Source organism: Rickettsiales bacterium (assembly GCA_035765535.1).
In the GTDB taxonomy this organism is placed as follows: domain Bacteria; phylum Pseudomonadota; class Alphaproteobacteria; order Rickettsiales; family JABCZZ01; genus JABCZZ01.
Genome location: DASTXE010000006.1, coordinates 38708 through 60909 on the forward strand (window position 1 = coordinate 38708; position 22202 = coordinate 60909).

Genomic DNA, 22202 nt, shown 5'->3' on the forward strand with positions numbered 1-22202 from the left:
AGCACGTTATTTGCTGCATCGCAACACAAATGTCTGAAAAAGATGAATATCGGAAACTTGCAGGCCAGTTCATTGATCTGTGGCAGAAAAACACAGCAGCCCTGATGAATGACAGCGAATTCGTGCGCACATTCTTACAAATGATGCAGGCAACGTCTTTTTCTGCTAAAGATAACGCAACTTATGGTCACCACTCTACTTCATCACCGTCAGCAGGCGCTTCCGCTGCATCTGTTCATGAACATGCTTCCCTTGCTGGCATCGAGGAGCGCCTTACAGCTCTCGAAGGCCGGATCGGGGCCCTTGAATCCTCCTTTGTCAGGATCATCTCCGGCATCGGCAGCCTTTCTGCAGAAAGCATGGAACGACCTGCAAAGCGACAGCAAACTCGCGCTCGCAGTGGAAGAAGAGGCGGAAAAAAGAACAGCTGAACTGCTGGCCTGCGTTCATAAATTCAACCGCACTGATTTCACGCGCGATATTCCGGAACCGAATGCCGTAATCACAATAGGCAGTGCCAGGCTGCTGGATTATGGCTGTGACAAAGCCAATGCGCCTGCGATTCTGCTCATCCCCTCGCTGATCAACCGCTATTACATCATGGACCTCACGAAACGGCTGAGTTTTGCGCGTTATCTGCGTGAGCATGGGATACGCGTATTCATTGTGGATTGGGGAACGCCCCGCGAACAGGAATATTATCTCAATTGCGCGCTGTATGTGACGGAAGTCCTGGTGCCGATGGCGGAATATATACGCAGGCAAACGACCGGTTCGCTGGCGTATGGCGGCTATTGCATGGGAGGATTGCTCGCAATGGCACTGGCCTGTACCCGCCCCGAACTGGCCGATAAAATCGCATTCTTCGCAACACCGTGGGATTTTTTGGCACCGAGCTTCCCCCGTTTCGCATTGGAAGAACCGGAGATCGAAGAGCTCAGAAAACAGCTAAACGCGAGGGATACTATACCGGCGGAATTCATCCATCTGTTATTCCACTACGCTAATCCTTGCGCTTTTCAGAACAAGCTGAAAGACTTCGCCGCCATGGACCCGGCCGCACCGGCTACGCAGGATTTCATCGCGATTGAACATTGGGCGACAGACGGTATCGACATGACCCGCGGCGTGGCCCATGACTGCCTGATCAACTGGACGCAGTATAACCAGCCTGCCAAAGGGCAGTGGCATGTCGGTGGCAGGCCGGTGCTTCCCCAGGAGCTTACTATTCCAAGCTTTGTCGCCATACCCAAGGATGACAAAATTGTGCCGTCGGACTGCGCCCTTCCGCTTACCGCTCAATTGAAAAATCCCACCCTGATCGAACCGTATAGCGGCCATATCAGCATGATGGCCGGAAGGCGGCGCAAATCCGCACTCTGGGAACCGTTCCGGGAATGGCTCGTCGACTAGAAATCGTAAGAAATGCTTTTAATCGGGATAAACAGTCTGTGTACGACACTGACTGCAATGCCGAATACTAAAATTGCATCCGCATAATGCAGCAGCGAAATGGAAGTAGGCTCGGCAAAAAGCAACGTCAGGGTTCCCAGCAGCACCTCCACCACAAAGATCGAAAACAGAATCGCCAGCAAGTGAGCCACATGAGGGTTATTACGCCCGACAATCCAGAACAATGTAATCAGTCCGAACAATCCCCCCGCAATCAGTTTATGCACGAATTGCGCCGTCGTAGCATCTTCAAAAAGATTACGGTACCACTGCGTCATCGGCCATAAACCTTCCGGCAGCAGACTGTTATTATCCATGACCGGCACCGTATTGAAAGTCAGTACCGCATGCAGGCCCGTTTTTGCTCCCCCTAGCACTATCTGCAGCGAAATACCCGCCAGCACGATACAGGCAAAGACTTTCATGAACCAGGAAGGTTTGGGAAGTTCAAAGCCGCCTATCCCCTGCTTCGGGTAAGTGAAACTAAGCAACTGCCACAACATAAGCGCAAAAAAGACAAACTGCATGCCAGTCTGTATGCTTAAGCCATAAGGTACGAAATACGGCTCTGCATATAAAGAAGCCGTACTCATATACAGATCGAGAAAATTCCTGACGCTCCCCCACAGAAAAATGGCTGTAAATGCCGCCACATTGAGCACACTGACCCGCTTAAAACAATAAAAGCATAAAAGCGGAATCAGATACAGCCCGACCAGCAGATATTCCAGAATATAGCGAGCATAATCGACGAGATAGATTGTCTTGAACCCATATACGTCCATTTCCGGAAACGTCTTGGTAAACTGGGGCAGCTTCCGGTAATCCTCAAAAATAGCCTCGAATTGCGCATCGTCTACCGGAAACGTTACGGTTTCCAGCGGCTTCCATTTGGTAATCGCGACACCGCCTCCCATAAAATTAGCGGCATAATCCAGCATCATAATGGATGCGAACACGGCCAGGCACAGCGAAATCCATATGCTGACCGCAACATTGGGAGTTTTTGAGGTTTGTAGTTGCATAGCTCCTATTAATGCCTATAAAAGCGAAAAGCAATTTCTACATAGCATATCGGGGACTACCATGAGCAAAAAAATAAAGAAAGTCGTGCTGGCTTATTCCGGCGGGCTGGATACTTCCATCATCCTGCGCTGGTTGCAGGAAAAATACGAATGCGAGGTTGTCACCTTTACGGCTGATCTCGGCCAGGGTGAAGAGCTGGAACCCGCGCGCAAGAAAGCCGAGATGATGGGCGCAGCCAGAATCTATGTGGAAGATCTGCGCGAAGAGTTCGTGAAGAACTACGTATTCCCGATGTTTCGCGCCAATACGCTTTATGAAGGCGTCTACCTGCTCGGCACCTCCATCGCACGTCCGCTGATCGCCAAGCGCCAGATTGAGATTGCGCTGGAAACCGGTGCAGACGCCGTAGCTCACGGCGCCACCGGCAAAGGCAACGACCAGGTACGTTTTGAACTCGGTTATTACGCACTGAAACCGGATATCAAGGTCATTGCTCCGTGGCGCGAATGGGATCTGACGTCCCGCACGAAGTTGATCGAATACGCGGAAAAGCACCAGATTCCGATTGCCAAGGATAAACGCGGCGAAGCTCCCTACTCCACCGATGCAAATCTTCTGCACATCTCCTATGAAGGCAAGGTGCTGGAAGACCCGTGGCAGGAACCGCATGAAGACATGTTCACACGCTCTGTTGCCCCGGAAAAAGCACCGAACGAGCCGACCTATATCGAAATCGAATTTGAAGGCGGCGATCCGGTGGCTGTGGACGGCAAGAAAATGTCTCCCGCTACGCTGCTGACACACCTGAACAAACTGGGTGGTGAAAACGGTATCGGCAGGCTGGACCTTGTAGAAAACCGCTATGTCGGCATGAAATCGCGCGGCATTTATGAAACCCCAGGCGGCACGATCCTTCTGGCAGCGCATCGTGGTATGGAAAGCCTCACGCTCGACCGTGGCGCAGCACATCTGAAAGACGACCTTATGCCGCGCTATGCCGAGCTGATCTATAACGGTTACTGGTGGTCACCGGAACGTGAAATGCTGCAGGCATTGATCGACAAATCCCAGGCCAATGTCACCGGCACGGTACGCCTGAAACTGTTCAAAGGCTCCGTCACCGTTGCAGGCCGCAAATCGCCCGTAAGCCTCTACAGCCAGCAGCATGTAACGTTTGAAGAAGACAGCGTCTACGACCAGAAAGACGCCGCAGGCTTCATCAAGCTCAACGCGCTGAGGCTTCGCTTGCTCGGAAGGCAGTAATGGAAAAACAGATCCGCATCAAACGCCTCTATTTCCGCTCGGCGCATCGTGGCTCCAAGGAGATCGACCTGATCCTGGGCCCCTATGCCGCCGAGAATCTGGAAACGATGAGCGACGATGAACTGGATGAATTCGAGGCCTTTCTTTCCGAAAACGATACCGATATCTGGGACTGGGTTACCGGAAAGGCGGAGCCTGAGGAAGCATGGAGATACAAAAACCTCCTGGCACGCCTGAGGAAAATTTATGATGTCACCGGCTGAACATACCGAACTGCACGGCGTGCCGCAAGGCAGCGAAGGGTATGTGCTGGCCGGAATTCTGCAGGTTTCTGCGAAAGATATCATCTTCATCGCCTCAAGCGACCGCGATATGGAGATGGTACGCGCAGGTCTCGAGTTCTTTGCACCCGACGTAAAAATCATCACCCTGCCCGCATGGGACTGCTTGCCGTATGACCGCGCCTCGCCGAATGCCGCCGTACTGGCCGCACGTATCGTAGCGCTTTCGCAGATACTGGCTCCCACTAAGGGCAAACGCGCAATCCTGACCACGGTCAATGCCGCTTTACAGAAGCTACCACCTAAAACGCTCATGCAGCGCGCGCACTTCAGCCTGAAGACAGGCGCAGAATTTTCGCATGACGCATTAACACATTTCCTGATCGAAAATGGCTACCGCCGCAATGCCAAGACCATGGAAGCCGGGGAATTTGCCGTACGCGGCAGCATCATCGATATTATCCCTCCCGGCATGGCCGACGGTGTACGACTGGACGCTTTCGGCAATACGCTGGAATCTATCCGCCTGTTCGACCCCATATCTCAGCTGACCAAGGACAAGCTGAACGAAATCATGCTTCATCCTGCGAGTGAAGTACTACTGAATGAAACGACCATCAAACACTTCCGCGAACAATACCGCAACGCATTCGGCGCCATCACGCGTGAAGACCCGATTTACGATGCAATCTCCGAAGGCCGTGGCAGTCACGGTATGGAACATCTGTTACCGCTCTTTTATGAATCGCTGGATACGCTATTCGACTATGTGCCGGAAGCCAAAGTCATCCTCGGAGCGCAGGCGCGCATGGCCTGCCGCGAACGGCTGGAACTGACGCAGGAATATTACGCAGCACGCAAGAATATCGACAACACCAAGCATTATGGCGCTGCTCCCTACCCCGCTTTGCCGCCCGACGCGCTGTATCTCAACGAAGGCGGCTGGGAAAGTTATCTTACCGCACATCACGCTTTAGCGGTAACGCCGTTCGTTTCGGAAGGCAAACCTGGCATGAATTACCGTCCTGCGCGCAACTTTGCCGCTGCCAAACTGACGGGTGAAGCTTTATTCGACGATCTACGCCATTACTCCGCGAGCGAACGCAGCCGGGGGCGCAGCACCATTATCGCCTGCTATTCCCAAGGCAGCCGCGAGCGTATCGCGACCATGCTGCACGAGCATGAACTGCATCCGCTGCGTATCGATTCCTTCAATGAAGTCAAAAATATCAGCGGCAAGACGATCGGTCTCGCTATTATCGCACTGGAACGCGGCTTCGAGGCCGATACGGTAACGTTGCTCAGTGAGCAGGATCTGTTCGGCGAGCGTATCATCCGCAGCTCGCAGAAGCGCAAGAAAGCAGAGAATTTCTTAAGTGAAGCCGCAAGCTTCATGCCGGGCGAGCTCGTCGTCCATAAGGAACATGGTATCGGGCGTTTTGAAGGCTTAATTACGCTTGAAGTACTCGGCGCACAGCATGACTGTCTGAAAATCATTTATGAAGGCGACGACAAGCTCTTCCTGCCCGTGGAAAACATTGAAGTCATCTCGCGCTTCGGCAGCGAGGAAGAAGGCGCAAAACTGGATAAATTAGGCAGCGCATCATGGCAGGCGCGCAAAGCCAAACTTAAAGAGCGCATCACCATAGCGGCAGAAGAATTGCTGCGCACCGCTGCCGCACGTGAAATCAGTTCCGCGCCTCCTTTCGAACCACCGCAGGGGTTATATGATGAATTCTGCGCTCGCTTTCCTTATGCGGAGACCGAAGACCAGGCCAAGGCTATTGAAGATATTCTTGCCGATATCGCTTCCGGCAAACCCACAGACCGCCTTGTCTGCGGCGATGTCGGATTCGGCAAGACCGAAGTGGCATTGCGCGCAGCTTTTGTCGCTGCTTGCGCAAATACCGAGCGCGGCAAGGTGCAGGTCGCGGTCATCTGCCCGACCACTCTGCTTTGCCGCCAGCATTACCATACCTTCAGCGAGCGCTTCTCCGGCATGCCGTTTACCATCCGTCATATGTCGCGCCTGACGACGGCAAAGGAAAATAAGAAGACGCTCGAAGGCCTGGAAAATGGCAGCATAGACATTGTCATCGGTACGCATGCGCTGCTGGGCAAGAATGTGAAATTCAAGAATCTCGGCATGCTCATCATTGACGAAGAGCAGCATTTTGGTGTAGCGCAGAAAGAAAAGCTCAAATCCTTACGCAGCGACATTCACGTCATTACCCTGTCTGCCACCCCAATCCCGCGCACTTTGCAGCTTGCGCTTTCCGGCGTGCGCGAACTCAGCATTATTGCCACCCCACCGGTGGACCGCCTTGCCGTACGCACCTTCGTCACACCGTTCGACTCTGTGGTGCTGCGCGAAGCAATCTTGCGCGAATATCATCGCGGCGGTCGTATTTTTTATGTGACACCGCGCATCAAGTATATGGCGGAACTCCAGACGATGTTGCGCGAAATTGTGCCGGAAATCCGCGTGGCCACCGCCAACGGCCAGATGCCGCCAGCAGAACTCGACGATATCATGAACAAATTTTATGATGGTTCGTACGATTTGCTGCTCTCCACGACCATCGTGGAATCCGGGCTCGATATCCCGACCGCGAACACCATCATCGTTGACCGCGCGGAAATGTTCGGCCTGTCGCAGCTCTACCAGTTGCGCGGGCGTGTCGGAAGAGGCAAGACACGTGCTTATGCATACTATACGCTGCCGCACCGCAAGCAGCTCTCCCGTGCCGCAACACGCAGGCTGGAAGTCATGCAGACTCTGGACAGCCTCGGCGCAGGTTTCACGCTCGCAAGCCATGACATGGACATCCGCGGATTCGGTAACCTCGTGGGCGAAGAACAGTCGGGCCATGTGCGCGAGGTCGGTATCGAACTCTACCAGCAGATGCTTGAAGAAGCCGTTGCCGGTGCAAAAGCCCAGCGCAAGGGCGAAAAACCGGCTGCATCCGACGAATGGAGTCCCCAGATTAACCTCGGTATGACGGTACTGATACCGGAAGCGTATGTGCAGGATCTGGAAATGCGCTTAGGCCTTTACCGCCGCGCAGCAAGCCTCGCAACCGAAGAAGAAATCCATGCTTTTGCTGCCGAACTGATCGACCGTTTCGGCAAACTGCCGAGGGAAGTAGAGCATCTGCTGGCCGTCATGCGCATCAAACAGCTCTGCCGTAAAGCCGGAATCGAGCGCATCGATGCAGGTCCCAAAGGATTGCTTATATCCTTACGTAATAATACGTTTGCTGCGCCGGAGAAACTGCTCGCTTATATCGCAAAGAATGCCGCGAAAGCCAAAATCCGCCCGGACCAGAAACTGTTCCTTTCACATGAATTCGCCAATGAGCGCAAAAAACTACAGACCACTCGCGAAGCAGTTGAAGAACTGGCCAGTTTAATATAATTAGTGGAGCATGTGCAGGCGCTCCGGAAATATACAGGCCTTTACGCTGATAGAACTAAGCATAGTCCTTGTGATTATCGGGCTAATCGTAGGCGGCATATTAACGGGACAGGATTTGATCAATGCAGCGCAGACACGTGCGCAAATTGCGCAGATTGAGAAATACAGCACCGCCGCCCGCACCTTTCAGAATAAATATGGCTATCTCCCCGGAGACATACCGAATCCGGCAGCAAGTAATTTCGGCTTTGCGGCAAGAGGTCAATATGCTGGAGAAGGTGATGGAAACGGTCTTATAGAAGGCATTTGGGGCGATGGAGCGGGTAATAACTGGGGCGTTTACCAGACCGGTGGCGAAACCTCCATGTTCTGGGTAGACCTAAGCAAAGCAGTCCTGATCGACGGCAGTTTTACCACCGCTTCTCCCACCACTGCAACGGCCAGTCCCGTCACAGGAAGCCAGATCAATAATTACCTGCCCCAGGCAAAAATCCAAGGTAATGATGTGCTGGTTTACGGATTCCCGGACCCCAAATTTAACAGCAACAATTTCTTTGCCATCGGCGGAATTACCGGACTGGATTTCGGCAATGCAAATTCCATTGTGCTGACACCGGCACTATCCGTATTGCAGGCCTATAATATCGATAAGAAAGTGGATGACGGCTATCCCCAGACCGGCACCGTCATGGCTATTCTTAAACGCTGGGGACAAGACTGGATAGGAGCATCGGGTACAACTGCTACTCCTGCATCTGCCACCACATGTTATGACAACGGCAATACCGGCGGCGCTACGCAAAAATATTCTGTAGGACAGAATGGAGGAAATGGTCTGAATTGCGCTCTCTCTATGAGAATGCAATAATTACTGCGGTTCCGCCAGCGCCCGGATCACTCCGTGCAGCGTGCGCACTTCCTGCTCGGTAAGGTTCGCACGAGTGAAGATGTTCTGAAGGTTCATCCACATCTTGGATTTCTTTTCATCCACATTCCAGAAATTCACTCTATCCAGCCTGCGCTCCAGATGGTCAAAGAAACCTTTTAACTCTTCCTTCGTCGTAAACGGGCTTTTGGTAACAAGTTGAATATCATCACGGATATCAGAAGAGGCCTCGCCTGCCCCTTCGATATTGCTCTGGAATAACTGATAAGCTACTACCACTACGGACTGCGCAATATTCAGCGAAGCAAGCTCAGCCGTAGGAATCGTGATAATTGTGTCGGCAAGCGTTACATCTTCATTCGTAAGCCCTGTACGCTCAGGCCCAAACAGAATAGCAGTCTTCTGTGCTTCTTGCTTTATCAATTCAGCAGCCTGTGCGGGCGTAGCCAGACGCTTCACCATCTCGCGCGGACGGGCTGTGGAAGCATAGACACGCTGCATATCCGCCACGGCTTCCTGTGTCGTTTCATAGACTTTTGCATTATCCAGAATGGATGCCGCATGCGCTGCCAGATCATAAGCACGCTTATTCGGGAACGGCTCACGCGGACCTACAAGGCGCATTTCGCTCAGGCCAAAATTCATCATCGCGCGCGCGGCCGCGCCGATATTCTCAGGCATCTGAGTGTTTACAAGAACAACAACAGGATTCATCACTTAGCGCTCACTATCAAACGGTAAGTAATCGCATCGTAAAGCGCATCGAAAGACGCATCGATGATATTGGGCGAAACGCCGATCGTATTGCAGATACGGCCCTTCGCATCCCGGCTTTCGATCATCACGCGCGTGAGCGCCTTCGTGCCTTCCTGCGGCGTAAGGATACGCACTTTATAATCCGTCAATATGATGTCCTTCACCTTCGGATAATGCTTGGCGAGCGCTTTACGCAGCGCCGTATCCAGCGCATTGACCGGGCCATTGCCTTCCGCCACCATCATGATCTCTTCCTCGCCGATCACCACTTTTACCGTCGCTTCCGAAACCGTGATCAGCTGACGTTTTGCGTTCCAGCGGCGTTCATCCAGCACGCGGAATTTCTGCACGCTGAAAAACTCCGGCACCTGTTCAAGCTGGCGGCGTGCAAGCAGTTCAAAGCTCGCTTCCGCTCCTTCATAAGCATAGCCCTGCACTTCGCGGTGTTTTACTTCGCTGACGAGCTTCGCAATACCCGGATGGTCCGGTGGGAGATGGATGCCCATACCCGTGAGCCGGTCGATAATATTGGACTTGCCTGCCTTATCCGAAACGAGAATCGTGCGCTTATTGCCCACCAGCGCCGGATCAATATGTTCATAGCTTGTGCTGTCCTTCGCCATTGCAGAGACATGAAGGCCTCCCTTATGCGCAAAAGCAGAACTGCCGACATAAGCAGCCTGCATATTGGGCGCACGGCTGATTCGCTCATCCACGAAGCGCGAAACCTCTGTCAGATGCACAAGCTTTTCTTTCGGAATCCCCGTTTCAAACCCCATCTTGAGCATCAACGTAGGGATAATGCTGATAAGATTGGCGTTGCCGCAGCGCTCGCCGATACCGTTGATTGTGCCTTGCACCTGACGCACGCCTGCACGCACTGCCGCCAGCGAGTTCGCTACTGCGTTTTCTGTATCGTTATGACAATGAATCCCCAGATACGTTCCCGGAATATGCTTCGTGACTTCCGTTACGATCTGCTCGATTTCATGCGGCAGCGAACCGCCATTAGTATCGCACAGCACAATCCAGCGCGCACCCGCCTCATAAGCAGCCTTGACAACTTCCAGCGCAAATGCGGGATTGGCTTTATAGCCGTCGAAAAAATGCTCCGCATCAAACAGCGCTTCGCGTTTCTTCTTCGCCAACAGCGCGATGCTTTCACCAATCATGCGGATATTTTCGGCTTTGGAAATTCCAAGCGCTTTTTCCACCTGCCGGTCCCACGCTTTACCCACCAGGCAGATACTCCCCGCGCCGCTTTCCAGCAGGTCCGAAAGGCCGGGATCGTTTTCTGCGCTCCGCCCTGCGCGGCGCGTCATGCCGAAAGCCGATACTTTTGCATTTTTCAGTTTGGGCAATGAGGCAAAAAACTGATCGTCATTCGGATTGGCGCCCGGCCAGCCGCCCTCGATCACATCGATGCCAAGACGGTCAAGCTCGCGCGCAATGGCCTGCTTGTCGGCCACAGTAAAATCCACCCCCCTTGCCTGCGCCCCGTCCCGCAAGGTGGAATCATATAAATAAACTCTGTTTTTCATTTGGTTATGAATATAACCTGAAGAATCTAATCAGGTCAAGTGCTCTATCACAGCAGAAAATCTTGATCACTGCCTCTACGAACGCCCCCCCCTACCGGCACCGCTTCCCGCCTCTGCCGCCGCTTCTCTCGCGTGCTTAACACTATATTTTTCAACGCCATATTGTTCGCACAATGCGTCCAGTTTTTCAGGATTAAATCTTATACCCCAATGTTGCACTCTTTCGTAGTCGATACCGGAACTTGTAACACGCTTCCAATACACGATCGGCGGAAGCTCATAAGGCTTTCCATTACAATCTGCATCTCTCATTTTTTCTGCTATTGCCAGTACGGTTTCTCTAAATGCCCCTGTATTATTTATATATTTACCGGCATTCCCCTTATAGGAACCACTATATCCTTTTGGATCCAAGCCACTCTCAGTCATTTCATGCATGACCATACCCACGGCATCTTCAACGCTAAAATTATCATAATATCCCACCGCACGAATGAGAATTGCTTCACGCATATCGCTATCAAATTTTTCAAACCATGCCAGGGCTTTTGCGTGATAATCCTCATCATGTTGCGAAGGTGTGTGATAATTGGCCATAATCTGTCCCGGTATAAAACTTATTCAACCTAGTTTACATCAAAATACCCTTATTTGTGATGAAGCTTTTGTTACAATTTGCCATTTCTGGTTATTGCGATATAGTAGAAGACGCGAATAATTATTAACCAGCGGACGGGAAAAGCATCTTGTTTCTTATACCAGAAACCGCGAAAAACGCTATATCCAGAGCTTTTGGAAAGCTTTCGGCAGTCGCCAGACTTCAGGCAGAGGTAGATTTGCTGACGGGTTATTCCGGTGATACGGTGTACCGGCTGCGTTACGACACCATGCAGTATGATTACATCAGCCCGGCCGTGATTAATCTTCTGGGATTTACTTCCGAAGAACTGATGCAGATGAACCTGCGTTCTCTTATCATTGAAACCAAAATCGTAAGCGACGGCATGAAAACCGTGGAATCTTATGAAGGATTGGAAGAAAACCGCAAGCGTGGCAATGTTCAGAAATGGCAGGCCGACTATCTGATGCGCACCAAGGACGGCAGGAAAATCTGGGTATCGGACGTTTCCCATCCCTGGTTCGACAAAAAAGGCGCCATCATAGGCTCAAAAGGATCATTGCGCGATATTACGGACCGTATTGAGGCCGAACAGAAACTGCATAATGAACTGTTCAAGCATGATTACACCGACGAATTAACCGGGCTCGCCAACGCGCGGACATTCTGGGTGCGGCTGGAAGAAGAACTCAAACGCACGCAACGCGCAAAAGACACCATGTCGCTCATGCTCCTGCATATCAACCGGCTGGACGCAGTGCGCAATACATACGATGAAAAAATGGCGGAGGACATCATCATCGCCACGGGTCTGTTGCTACGCAAGAGTATGCGCGAGATCGACATCATTGCGCGCATCGAGGGCAGCACCTTGGGCGTGATCATGCCCGATACCCCAACTTACGGCGCCTCTGCCGCTGCACAGCGTATTACAAGAATTGTAACGGAAGACAATTTCCTTGCTTCCTCTCCGGAAGAAAAAAACACTGGTATCACCCTCTCCGTGGGGCTTGCAAGTTCCAGCATCAAAGAAGATATCGGCGCGAAAGAACTTTATAAAGTTGCAGAAAGCCAGCTCTACGCCGCAAGAAAGCAGGAAGAAGAGCAGACTATCAGCGCTTAAGGATAAAGCTTCTGCTGCGTCCAGTGATTGCCCAGGCGCGTATAAAGCGTGCGGTCGTGCAGGCGGAAGTCGCCCTCTTTCCAGAACTCAATCAGCGAAGGAACCACCCGCCAGCCGGACCAGCGGTCAGGGCGTGGAGGCGGACTCATTTCTGAATAAATACGCTGCGCATCCGCCACTTTCTGCATAAGAACTCCATGGCTTTCCAGCGGACGTGACTGCTCGGATATAAGAGCGCCGATACGGCTGACCAGCGGTCTGCTGGCGAAATACTGATCCGCCTCTTCATCGCTGACCTGCTCGACAATGCCTTCTATTCTCACCTGACGCCCCAGCGGCTGCCAGTAGAAGCACAGCGCGGCATAAGGGTTCTGTTTCAGCTCAAGCGATTTCCTGCTTTCCATATTGGTATAAAACGTGAAACCCCGGTCATCGAATCCTTTCATCAGGACAATGCGCACGGAGGGCATGGCTTCCTTGGTAGCCGTTGCCAGGCTCATCATGGTAGCATCGGTAATGGACGGGTGATTTTTTGCTTCCTCAAACCACTGGGAAAAAAGGGTAAACGGATTTTCCATAACATTCTCCCGCTAAAATTTCATAAGCCTGAGCAAACCTATATTTTATTTCATTGAAGATCCGCAATAATTATTTATACAATTGCCTCTCAATTATGCATGAATTCAACGAAACCCAGCATTCACCGTATAGCACGCAGCAGCTGTTCGATCTCGTGATCGATATTGAGCGCTATCCGGATTTTCTTCCCTGGTGCCGCGCCAGCCGTATTCTGGAGCGCAATGAAAACAAGGTGCTGGCCGAACTGGTAATCAGCTTCAAACATATCACGGAAAGCTACACTTCCGAGGTAAAATTCCAACGCCCCGCCACAGCACAGGACAGCGGATTCATTGACGTTATCATGGTGCGTGGCCCTTTTGAAAAACTGGAAAATCACTGGAAGTTCATCCCGTCGCCGGAAGGCTCCACGATCGACCTTAACCTCTCATTTAAATTTCGCTCCCGTATACTGGACTCCATCATCGGTCTCCTGTTCGGCAAAGCTTCCGCCAAAATGGTCAACGCTTTCAATAAACGTGCCGACGAGTTATACGGCCATGCCGGGCAACCATGAATATGCCCGTATGGAAACGCCTGATCGAGCGGCCAGACCTGCTGTTCCTTTTACTTGCCATACCATTCGGACTTTTATTTCTGGCACTCGTGCCACCGCTGGGTAATAGCGATGAAAGCTTCCACTACCAGCGCATCGCCAGTATCGCGTATTTTCAATTGATGAACGAGCCCGCCTCTATCCCTTCCGGGATACAAGTCTTTATCCAGGCGGGACAGGATTTCTTCCATGAGGGGCTGGCCCCTCCTTTTCACTATCCGCATTCACAATGGCAGGCAATGGCGCATGTCCCCTTGCACTCCTGCTTTCCGCCAGGCATGCAGCCGAACTACATGACTGTGCATAATCCGTTTAATTACCTGCCGCAGGCTATAGCTTTCCGGATAGGAGCAGCAATAGGCCTTACCCCCATGTCTTTGCTCTACCTCTCAAGGCTAATAGCACTGGCAATGGGAATAGGGCTCACCTATGCAGCAATCCGCACCGCACCCACGCATAAATACCTGCTATGTGCACTGGCGTTGCTGCCCGTCATCAGTGTAACCCGCAGCGCACTCAATGCCGACACATTAGTGGAAAGCCTCGCATTTCTTTTTGTAGCGCTGATACTGCGCACGATACAAAACGCAAAAACTCTGCAACTGCGCGATATGGCTTTAATAGCCGCAACCGGTTTTGCGATGGCGCAATGCAAAACGCCCTATGGCTTTCTGTTATTGCTCACTGCCGCGATACCGCCCGAACGGTTTACCAGCGCTCGCACACGTATCTTTTTCCTGATTCTTTCGATTCTCCCCGCAATAGCCTGCAGCCTGGCATGGATGATCGCCATTAAAAATTCCACCTTTGCAGGCCTTCAATATCACACCTGGGGCGGTGACGCTTACCCGCAGATGCAGACACTCTTTATCCTGCATCATCCACTGGACTTCCTGTGCACATTACTGCGAACTTTATTCACCACACCGCTTTTACCGGTCTCAATCCTCGGTATTGTCCGCGATATGGGGCTGGGTTCGGGTTTTTACCTGTCGATTCCCGTAACATTCGCAGTGATATACTGCTTCATCGCCACCGCTATCGCAGACCCGACCTCCTCAACGCACTACCCGGCAAACCTGAAGACGCTCAGTGCTTTTATATTCATCATCGCATTTACCGCTATCATGGCGCTGCTCTATATTCACTGGAGCGGACTCGAATCCCCTCTGATATCAGGTTTTCAGGGACGGTACTTTTATCCTTTGCTGCCTTTGCTCTTTCCGTTCATAAAAACATCATCCAAAAAGTTAATGTCACAGAAGCCCGGAACTTACATATTGCTAATGGGCTGCGGCGGATTAGCCATGACAGGATTTATGTTGTTCACGAACTATTATTAACCTCTTACACCGCAGAAATCCTAAGCTTTCCTCACTATTCGCTTCAAGTTGAAACACGCAGGCAAAAAGTGTTAAAATAGCAACAGTGCCAGTATAAAAATGCTGTGCATTATACTATTTTTTTGCTATAATAGCGTTTCGTCATTTCCGGCAATCCCTAATTTAGTAGACGCTGATTCACCATGGATGAAGAACTGCAACTTGTGAAGAAACTGGAAGCACTTACGCTTCGCCACCAGGAACTGGATGGTCTAATCGACAAGTTAAACTCAGAGAAGTACAAGGATGAATTCAGCCTTCATAAGCTGAAAAAGGAAAAGCTGTTTCTCCGTGACGAAATCAGCAAGCTGCAGGACGCTATCTACCCCGATATTATCGCGTAAACTTAAAACGCAGCTGCCAGCAGAACACGCGTATAACGTTCCTTCGGATTGGCAAAAATCTCCGCCGTGCTCCCGCTTTCCACCACAGCGCCTTTCTGCAGCACCATAATTCTATGGCTGATGGCGCGAATCGTGCGCAGATCATGGCTGATAAAGATATAGGACATGCCATATTTATTCTGTAGCCCGATCAATAAATCCAGAATCTGCGCCTGAACGGAAATATCCAGCGCCGAAGTCGGCTCATCCAGAATGATAAGCTTCGGCTGCAATACAAGCGCACGCGCAATACTGATGCGCTGCCTCTGCCCGCCCGAAAATTCATGCGGATAGCGATGCTTCATCTCCGGCAGGAGGCCAACCTCCGCCAGAATTGTCTCGACCTTTGCCTCGCGCTCCTGCAGGCTTGTATCCGCTTCATGCACGTCCAGCCCTTCGCGGATAATATCGCCCACGCGCATGCGTGGATTCAGACTGGAATAAGGGTCCTGAAATACAATCTGCATATCGCGTCGTCTGGCGCGCAAAGCGCTGCCCGAAAGCGTGTCAATCCGATCTCCACCAAAGCAGACTTCTCCTTTACTGCCAAGTAGCTGCAGCAAGGCAAGCGCCAAGGTGCTCTTGCCGGAACCGGACTCTCCCACAATTCCAAGCGTTGAGCCTTCCATGACCTGCAGCGTCACATGTTCCAGCACCTGTTTATAGGTTTTCTTCCATGCAAAAAAACCGCCTCTTTCAACGAATCCGACCTGCAGATCCTTGCATTCCATCAGTACCGGCGCGTGACCATCAAATTCCCTGCGCATGGCCGAAGGCACCGCCGCCAGAAGCTTCCGTGTATAGGCATGGCTGGGGTTGCGAAACACTTCCGCTGTCAGCCCGCTTTCAACAATCTTACCTTGAGACATGATAGCCACCCGGTCCGCCACGCGCTTCACAATCGAAAGATCATGCGTAATCAGCAGCACCGACATCCCCAGACGTTTTTTCAATGAGATCAGCAATGCCAGTATTTGCGCCTGGACGGTGACATCAAGCGCCGTGGTCGGTTCATCAGCCACCAGCAGCGCCGGATCATTGGCAATCGCCATGGCAATCATGACGCGTTGACGCTCTCCACCGGAAAGCTGGTGCGGATAAGCATCCAGCCGCTCGCTGAATGACGAAAGCCCTACCGCCGAAAGCAGTTCCAGTACGCGGGCACGCACTGCAGCTTTCGCAAGAAGAGGCTGATGGATTTCGATCGCCTCGCTGATCTGCCGCCCGATAGTATGCAGCGGATTAAGCGAAGTCATCGGCTCCTGAAACACCATGCTGATCTGCTTGCCGCGAAAATGTTTCTGTTTCGGCGTCTCGTTTGTTACTCGCTTATGCAGTTCCGGCGGCAGCAGATCCATCACGGAAAGCGCTGTCAGCGTCTTGCCGGAACCGGATTCCCCGACCAGCGCGAATATCTCTGCCTTATTGATGCTGAACGAGACATCGCTGACCAGTTCCCTGCCACGCAATGAAACACTCAGATTATCGACGGAAAACACGGTCATTCCGCTCCTCCGCTCTTACGGGGATCGAGTGTGTCGCGAACCGCCTCACCGATAAACACCAGCAGGCTCAGCATAATTGCAAGCGTCATAAATCCGGTCAATCCGAGCCAGTATGCATGCGTATTATTCTTCCCCTGTGCCAGCAATTCCCCTAGCGAAGCTGAACCCGGCGGCAGGCCAAAGCCGATAAAATCAAGCGAAGTAAGCGTAGTAATGGAACCGTTCATGATGAACGGAATATAGGTAACGGCGGAAACCAGCGCGTTGGGGAGGATATGGCGCAAGATAATCTTCCACTCGCCTACCCCCAGCGCGCGCGCCGCGCGTACATAGTCGAAATTGCGGGTGCGCAGAAACTCTGCTCGCACCACACCGACCAGCGACATCCAGGAAAACAGCGTCATCAGCCCGAGTAGCCACCAGATATTAGGGACGACAAGACTCGCCAGGATAATCAGCAGGTATAATTCCGGCAATCCGCCCCATATCTCCATGAAACGTTGGAACAGCAAGTCCGTCAGCCCACCGAAATATCCCTGCACCGCCCCCGCAGTGATCCCGATCACGGAACTCACAATTGTCAGTGCAAGACCGAACAGGAGCGAAACGCGGAACCCGTAAATAAGCCGCGCCAGCACATCGCGTCCCTGGTCGTCCGTTCCCAGTAGGTTCTCGCTACTGGGCGGCGATGGTGCAGGCACAGCTTTATAATTGATTGTGGAGTAGTTATAGCGTATAGGCGGCCATATCATCCAGCCATCCGCACTGATCTTCTGCGCGATATAATTGTCGCGGTAATCGGCCTCCGTCTGGAAATCGCCGCCGAAAGTGGTTTCGGGGTAAAAATTCAGAATCGGAAAGTAATAAGCGCCATGATATTTGAGAACGATAGGCTTGTCGTTCGCTATGAATTCAGCGAACAGACTCACGAAGAACAGCAGACCCAATATCACCAGCGACCAGAAGCCGCGCTTGTGGGAATAAAAAACCTTCAGCTTGCTGCTGCCCGGTGCCATGTCTGATGGCACCTAATAACCGCGTCCGGTATCGCCGCGTGTCTGGGCCTGTCCCACGGAAACCGGCGAGATCTGGCCAAGCTCGGTTTCGCTCATGCCGATTCGGTCCACCGTCACTCCATTCCTGGCTAAGGTCTGTCCAGCCTGCTTGATGGCATTGGCAACGTCAGGACGCGCACGCACCAGCAGCATGACGCGCTCCATCGCCTGCCTGGCAGTAACAGCCAGAGCAAGCTTCATCCGAATCAGGGTGCTTTTGGAAGGAACATCCGCTTCGCCGCTGGGCTGGCGCAGTCCGCGCTTCTTCAGCGCCTCGGCAAACTTCTTCTTGATCTTGTCTTTCTGGCCGGCAGGCAGGTTGGAGAACATCACCTCCTGCAACTGCTCCACATTTTCGCCCTTCGCAGCAGCCTCAACGGCCTGCGCGATCATCTGGTCGATCTGCGCTTCCTGCTCCTGGCGGAAATAGGCTTCGTCTTCGGGATTATAATTGCCGGCCATGCCTCACCTCATCAGAAAGGAAGTTTCATACCGGGCGGCAATGATAACCCGCTCGTGATTTTGGACATCTGATCGCTCATATTGGTTTCGACCTTATTCTTGGCGTCGTTGAAGGCGGCAACAATCAGGTCCTCGAGCATTTCCTTGTCATTGGGGTCGATGATGCTTTTATCGAGCGTCAATTTCTTCACGGCTCCCTTGCCGTTCATGACAACGCGCACCATGCCGCCACCGGAGCTGCCTTCGCTTTCTTCCTCTTCCAGCTTCGCCTGCATGGAGGAAATCTTATTCTGCATCTCCTGCGCCTGTTTCATCATTTTCTGTATATTCATCTGTCCTGATCCTTATCTACGATTGATGTGTAATCTTTACTACTTCCGCTCCCGGAAAGCTTGCCAGCACTTCCGCTATAAACGGATGGGAGGCAATGGCTTCACGCTCGCGCCGTTCTTTCTCTTCAAGCTGCGACTGCAGCGTGGCCTGTCCCGGCTCGCGCGAGAGCATAACGACCCAGCGCGTCCCCGTCCAGTCGCTTAAACTTTTACCGACACGGCCTGCAAAATCAAGCGGCACTTCCACATCGATATTCAGCTCGATCCGCCCCATCTCAAATCCGACAAGGCGCACATGGCGCATGAGGTAATTGTATAGCAGCGGCTCGCGCTTTTCCTGAAAGAGCTGTACGGCTTCCGCAAAATTCTCAAGCCTCGCAACGGGAGCCGGAGCAGCTGAAGGCATTTCCACCGGACGGCTTACAACCTGGTTGGTCGTAATCAGTGAAACCGGTGCACGCCCCGGCGCAGGCGCGGATGGCGCAGGGCTTCCCGCCCCAGCTGCCCCTTCACCTTTGCGCAAACCACGAATAACATCGGATGGAGACGGAAGTTCGGAACTATGCGCGATGCGTATAAGCGTCATTTCCGCACTGGCAGCCGGGTCCGGCGCAACGCGCGTTTCCTGTAACCCTTTAAGCAGCATCTGCCAGAAGCGCGTCAGCACCGCCACACCGAGCTTCTGTGCAAGCCCTTTGGCAAATTCACGCTCGCCCTGCGAATAAGAAATATCTTCCGCTGCCGAGGGCGTAACCTTGATACGCGTGACAAAATGCACGAGCGCCAGCAGATCCTGCAACAAAATTGCCGGATCAGCACCGCCTGCGTAGAGTTTCCGGAACTCCGACAGGGATTCGCCAATATCGCCGGAGCATAATTTTTCGAGCAGGTTGAACAGCTGCGACTTATCGTTCATGCCCAGCATGTCGCGCACCGTTGCCGTGCGGATAACGTTGTCGCCTCCGGCATTATGGGCAATTGCCTGATCCAGCAGCGACAGCGAATCACGCGCTGAGCCTTCCGCAGCATTGGCAATCAGCGTCAATGCTTCCGGCTCGGCGGCAAGCGATTCTTTCGTGAGAATATTATTCAGATGCTGCGCCAGCTGTTCCGTCTCAATACGCTTGAGCTCAAATTTCTGGCAGCGCGACAAGATCGTCACCGGAATCTTGCGCAGCTCCGTGGTCGCGAAGATGAATTTAACGTGCGGTGGCGGCTCTTCCAGCGTCTTCAGCAGCGCATTAAACGCGCTATTGGAAAGCATGTGCACTTCGTCGATGATGTAGACTTTGACGCGCGCTGAACCGGGAAGATACTGCACCGTATTGATGATATCGCGGATACCCTCAACACTCGTATTGCTCGCAGCGTCCATTTCCAGCACGTCCATATGGCGGCTCTCGGCGATCATTGTGCAGTTCGTGCATACACCGCAAGGCTCGATGGTCGGCCCGCCCTGCCCATCCGTCCCGATACAATTGAGCGCGCGCGCAATGATGCGCGCAGTTGTCGTCTTGCCGATACCGCGAATCCCCGTCAGCAGAAAAGCATGGGCGATGCGTCCGGTGGCGAATGCATTGGTAAGCGTGCGCACTAGCACATCCTGCCCGACAAGATCGGCAAATGTCTGCGGGCGGTATTTACGGGCAAGAACGCGGTATTCCATTAGCAGCTATCGGTATCAGGCTGCAGACTTCAGCAAAACCAGGCAGATGCCTGATGACTGATAGCTGAAACCTTATGTTAAACTATGACTGACGGCGACCCGATAGCCTTATCCGTTACGGCTGCTTCCTCTCGGACCTGACCGGCTTCACGGGGGCACCGCCCGCCGCCAGCCATGCAGTACTATAGAGTAACTTTACGGCAAACTGCAAGCGGAAGAATTCGGCTACTTGCAAATCCGTGCATCCGTCTGCGGAGCGGCCGCACGATCGGAAGGCGGAGTCTGAAGCGCACATGCGCCGGAATCAGTCGAGACGATCACGTTAAACTGCGTACCGTTTGCCGAAGCCGTGCTTTTCATCGCATCTTTGAGTTTTCCCATCTGATCAGGTGAGGCAGCCGATACGCCTTCCACCGTCACACCCTGCTTAAACTGGGTAAACTTCCCTTCGGAAGATTGCTGAACAGCTTCCAATGCCTTGGATGCCGCAGCCGGATCGCCAGAAAAGTCGAATGTGAGCGATTGTGGCATGGTTTTAATCTGTTTTTCATCCACGAGCTTACCCAAATAATTCAAGGCTTCATCAATGCCTTCCGGAGTATTGGGATAAACGGGACTGGTATAATTGCCTATGGAAATCTGGATACCGTCAGATGCAGGGGCCGGATGTATGTTGGCATAAGCGGAGTAATGCGCCTGGGCAGCGGCAGCAGCGGCCGCTTGCTGGGCCCCAACCACTCTTTCATCGACTGCATAGCTGTTGCTGCATATTCCGGCGGCAAGCGCACAAGCTGTCGTGATTCTTAGGGCTACGCGGGCTTTTTTCATAAGATATCTCCTCTTATTAGTGGGCGAACACGCCGACCGCGAGTAAGCCCGGATTCTAACGCAATTATAGCATGCAATCATGACAGTCTCATGACCGGAATGCAATTTTATATTTGAGGATTAACCTAGTTACTAAAATGAAAAATTTGCTGATGCACTTTACCCTTTACACACCCTGCCAGCATCCGTCTGGGGCGCAACCGGCGTATTGTCAGGTGCAACAGGAATAACACATGCTCCCTGATCAGTTGTAACAATAGCATTAAATTGCGTTCCTTTGTTATGTGCAGCCGCGGTTTTCAACATTTCTTTAATATCTGCAACAGGAACTTTACCTCCGCTGGAAACATCCATTCCCTCAAGAATCACACCTTCGGACAAGTTGGAAAGTGTATCTTTCGGCAAACTGGAAATGGTACTTACAGCAGCGGAAGTTGCACCGGGGTTACCATGTAAATCTACGGTAAACGATTTATACCCTCCAGGCACAATCCCTTTTTTTGCCATGATATCTTCAATTGCTCCTCGAATACCTGCCGCATTATCTGGAAATGTCTTTCTGTAATCCCCAACCTCTGCTTCTACTGTGCCACTGCCGCGCGAGATGATATCCGGATAGGGAGAATCGGGAGTACCAACAGTAGGCGTAAGAGGATCTGCCGTTGCCCCTGGATCAGGCGTGGCATTCCCCCCGCCTCTCACGCTGGAAGTCGATGTGCCTCTGGGCGGAGCACCGTTACCGGAAGATGAATTACCACTAAAAACTCCCCCAAACAGAGAGGCAAACCCCGTAGTTGCGGTTAGCAGTCCGGCAGTCACCGCCAGCCCCACTCTAAGTCCCACCCCATGCTTCCGACCGGAATTTTCTGTAGGCGAAATAGAAGCCGCCGATTGCATCGCGCTCTGCGTCCCCTCGCCTGATGCAGGTTGAGGTGCTGATGGATAAGACGAATCAGGAGGCACCCAGCCGAATTGTATGGGTTGACGTGTACCGTCCGAGTCTGAATCCTGCATAAATATCTCTATAGTTCCATTACGGGAAACCGGTTA

Annotated in this window: 22 protein-coding genes and 1 other RNA gene; 10 read left to right on the top strand and 13 right to left on the bottom strand. The window is 52.4% G+C overall.

From position 1 onward, the window contains the following. The first annotated feature begins 29 nt into the window (after positions 1–29). Positions 30–431, top strand: coding sequence for a hypothetical protein (locus VFT64_08810; GenBank protein ID HEU5047926.1), 402 nt, complete (start codon positions 30–32; stop codon positions 429–431). Continuing rightward, positions 316–1413, top strand: coding sequence for an alpha/beta fold hydrolase (locus tag VFT64_08815; GenBank protein HEU5047927.1), 1098 nt, complete (start codon positions 316–318; stop codon positions 1411–1413). Before VFT64_08810 ends, VFT64_08815 begins: the two co-directional genes overlap by 116 nt. Here the strand turns inward: VFT64_08815 and VFT64_08820 are convergent. After that, positions 1410–2477: a COX15/CtaA family protein gene (locus tag VFT64_08820; protein ID HEU5047928.1), complete on the bottom strand. Its 1068-nt coding sequence runs from the start codon at positions 2475–2477 to the stop codon at positions 1410–1412. The two genes, VFT64_08815 and VFT64_08820, sit on opposite strands and share 4 nt — an antisense overlap. A 73-nt stretch (positions 2478–2550) precedes the next feature. Between VFT64_08820 and VFT64_08825 the strand changes: the two genes are divergently transcribed. The 4 genes from VFT64_08825 to VFT64_08840 are packed head-to-tail and all read left to right on the top strand — an operon-like array spanning position 2551 to position 8308. Next, complete coding sequence (locus VFT64_08825) at positions 2551–3741, top strand: argininosuccinate synthase (GenBank protein ID HEU5047929.1); 1191 nt, start codon at positions 2551–2553, stop codon at positions 3739–3741. Beyond that, the gene (locus VFT64_08830) at positions 3741–4004 is read left to right on the top strand and encodes a succinate dehydrogenase assembly factor 2 (GenBank protein HEU5047930.1); all 264 of its coding nucleotides are present in this window, start codon (positions 3741–3743) and stop codon (positions 4002–4004) included. The genes VFT64_08825 and VFT64_08830 overlap by 1 nt, the downstream gene beginning before the upstream one ends. Then, positions 3988–7440 (top strand): transcription-repair coupling factor, encoded by a 3453-nt coding sequence (gene mfd / locus VFT64_08835; protein HEU5047931.1) that lies wholly within the window; start codon positions 3988–3990, stop codon positions 7438–7440. Before VFT64_08830 ends, mfd begins: the two co-directional genes overlap by 17 nt. A gap of 10 nt (positions 7441–7450) precedes the next feature. After that, positions 7451–8308: a prepilin-type N-terminal cleavage/methylation domain-containing protein gene (locus tag VFT64_08840; GenBank protein ID HEU5047932.1), complete on the top strand. Its 858-nt coding sequence runs from the start codon at positions 7451–7453 to the stop codon at positions 8306–8308. On the opposite strand, the gene VFT64_08845 is transcribed toward VFT64_08840, so the two are convergent. From VFT64_08845 to VFT64_08855, 3 genes are all read right to left on the bottom strand, one after another. Next, positions 8309–9040, bottom strand: coding sequence for an RNA methyltransferase (locus tag VFT64_08845; GenBank protein ID HEU5047933.1), 732 nt, complete (start codon positions 9038–9040; stop codon positions 8309–8311). Next, positions 9040–10623, bottom strand: coding sequence for a citramalate synthase (gene cimA, locus VFT64_08850; protein HEU5047934.1), 1584 nt, complete (start codon positions 10621–10623; stop codon positions 9040–9042). The genes VFT64_08845 and cimA overlap by 1 nt, the downstream gene beginning before the upstream one ends. A 75-nt stretch (positions 10624–10698) precedes the next feature. Next, entirely contained in the window at positions 10699–11220 is a 522-nt protein-coding gene (locus VFT64_08855) for a hypothetical protein (protein HEU5047935.1), read from the bottom strand. A gap of 149 nt (positions 11221–11369) precedes the next feature. Here VFT64_08855 and VFT64_08860 point away from each other — a divergent pair, with 149 nt between their 5' ends. Then, complete coding sequence (locus VFT64_08860; protein HEU5047936.1) at positions 11370–12365, top strand: diguanylate cyclase; 996 nt, start codon at positions 11370–11372, stop codon at positions 12363–12365. On the opposite strand, the gene pdxH is transcribed toward VFT64_08860, so the two are convergent. Further along, positions 12362–12943 carry a pyridoxamine 5'-phosphate oxidase gene (gene pdxH / locus VFT64_08865; GenBank protein HEU5047937.1) on the bottom strand — a complete coding sequence of 194 codons (582 nt, stop codon included), beginning with the start codon at positions 12941–12943 and terminating at the stop codon, positions 12362–12364. The genes VFT64_08860 and pdxH overlap by 4 nt on opposite strands. 95 nt (positions 12944–13038) lie before the next feature. Here pdxH and VFT64_08870 point away from each other — a divergent pair, with 95 nt between their 5' ends. The 3 genes from VFT64_08870 (at position 13039) to VFT64_08880 (ending at position 15265) form a co-directional block, all read left to right on the top strand. Further along, positions 13039–13500 (top strand): type II toxin-antitoxin system RatA family toxin, encoded by a 462-nt coding sequence (locus VFT64_08870; protein HEU5047938.1) that lies wholly within the window; start codon positions 13039–13041, stop codon positions 13498–13500. Next, complete coding sequence (locus VFT64_08875) at positions 13497–14882, top strand: DUF2142 domain-containing protein (protein ID HEU5047939.1); 1386 nt, start codon at positions 13497–13499, stop codon at positions 14880–14882. The genes VFT64_08870 and VFT64_08875 overlap by 4 nt, the downstream gene beginning before the upstream one ends. A 182-nt stretch (positions 14883–15064) precedes the next feature. Continuing rightward, complete coding sequence (locus VFT64_08880) at positions 15065–15265, top strand: DUF465 domain-containing protein (protein ID HEU5047940.1); 201 nt, start codon at positions 15065–15067, stop codon at positions 15263–15265. Positions 15266–15267: 2 nt separating this feature from the next. Here the strand turns inward: VFT64_08880 and VFT64_08885 are convergent, their stop codons facing one another. The 8 genes from VFT64_08885 to VFT64_08920 form a co-directional block, all read right to left on the bottom strand. Further along, a complete protein-coding gene (locus VFT64_08885; protein ID HEU5047941.1) occupies positions 15268–16809 on the bottom strand; it encodes a dipeptide ABC transporter ATP-binding protein in 1542 nt (513 codons plus the stop codon). Continuing rightward, positions 16806–17837, bottom strand: a complete 1032-nt coding sequence (locus VFT64_08890; GenBank protein HEU5047942.1) for an ABC transporter permease — start codon at positions 17835–17837, stop codon at positions 16806–16808. Before VFT64_08890 ends, VFT64_08885 begins: the two co-directional genes overlap by 4 nt. Further along, on the bottom strand, positions 17838–18326 hold the full coding sequence (locus VFT64_08895) for a hypothetical protein (GenBank protein HEU5047943.1): 489 nt from the start codon (positions 18324–18326) through the stop codon (positions 17838–17840). 11 nt (positions 18327–18337) lie between these two features. Beyond that, entirely contained in the window at positions 18338–18658 is a 321-nt protein-coding gene (locus VFT64_08900; protein ID HEU5047944.1) for a YbaB/EbfC family nucleoid-associated protein, read from the bottom strand. 16 nt (positions 18659–18674) lie between these two features. Beyond that, positions 18675–20324 carry a DNA polymerase III subunit gamma/tau gene (locus tag VFT64_08905; protein HEU5047945.1) on the bottom strand — a complete coding sequence of 550 codons (1650 nt, stop codon included), beginning with the start codon at positions 20322–20324 and terminating at the stop codon, positions 18675–18677. Between the two features lie 80 nt (positions 20325–20404). After that, an RNA gene (gene ffs, locus VFT64_08910) (signal recognition particle sRNA small type) lies at positions 20405–20501 on the bottom strand. Positions 20502–20549: 48 nt separating this feature from the next. Beyond that, on the bottom strand, positions 20550–21152 hold the full coding sequence (locus VFT64_08915) for a hypothetical protein (protein ID HEU5047946.1): 603 nt from the start codon (positions 21150–21152) through the stop codon (positions 20550–20552). A gap of 159 nt (positions 21153–21311) precedes the next feature. Further along, positions 21312–22166 carry a hypothetical protein gene (locus VFT64_08920; protein ID HEU5047947.1) on the bottom strand — a complete coding sequence of 285 codons (855 nt, stop codon included), beginning with the start codon at positions 22164–22166 and terminating at the stop codon, positions 21312–21314. Positions 22167–22202 lie beyond the last annotated feature (36 nt).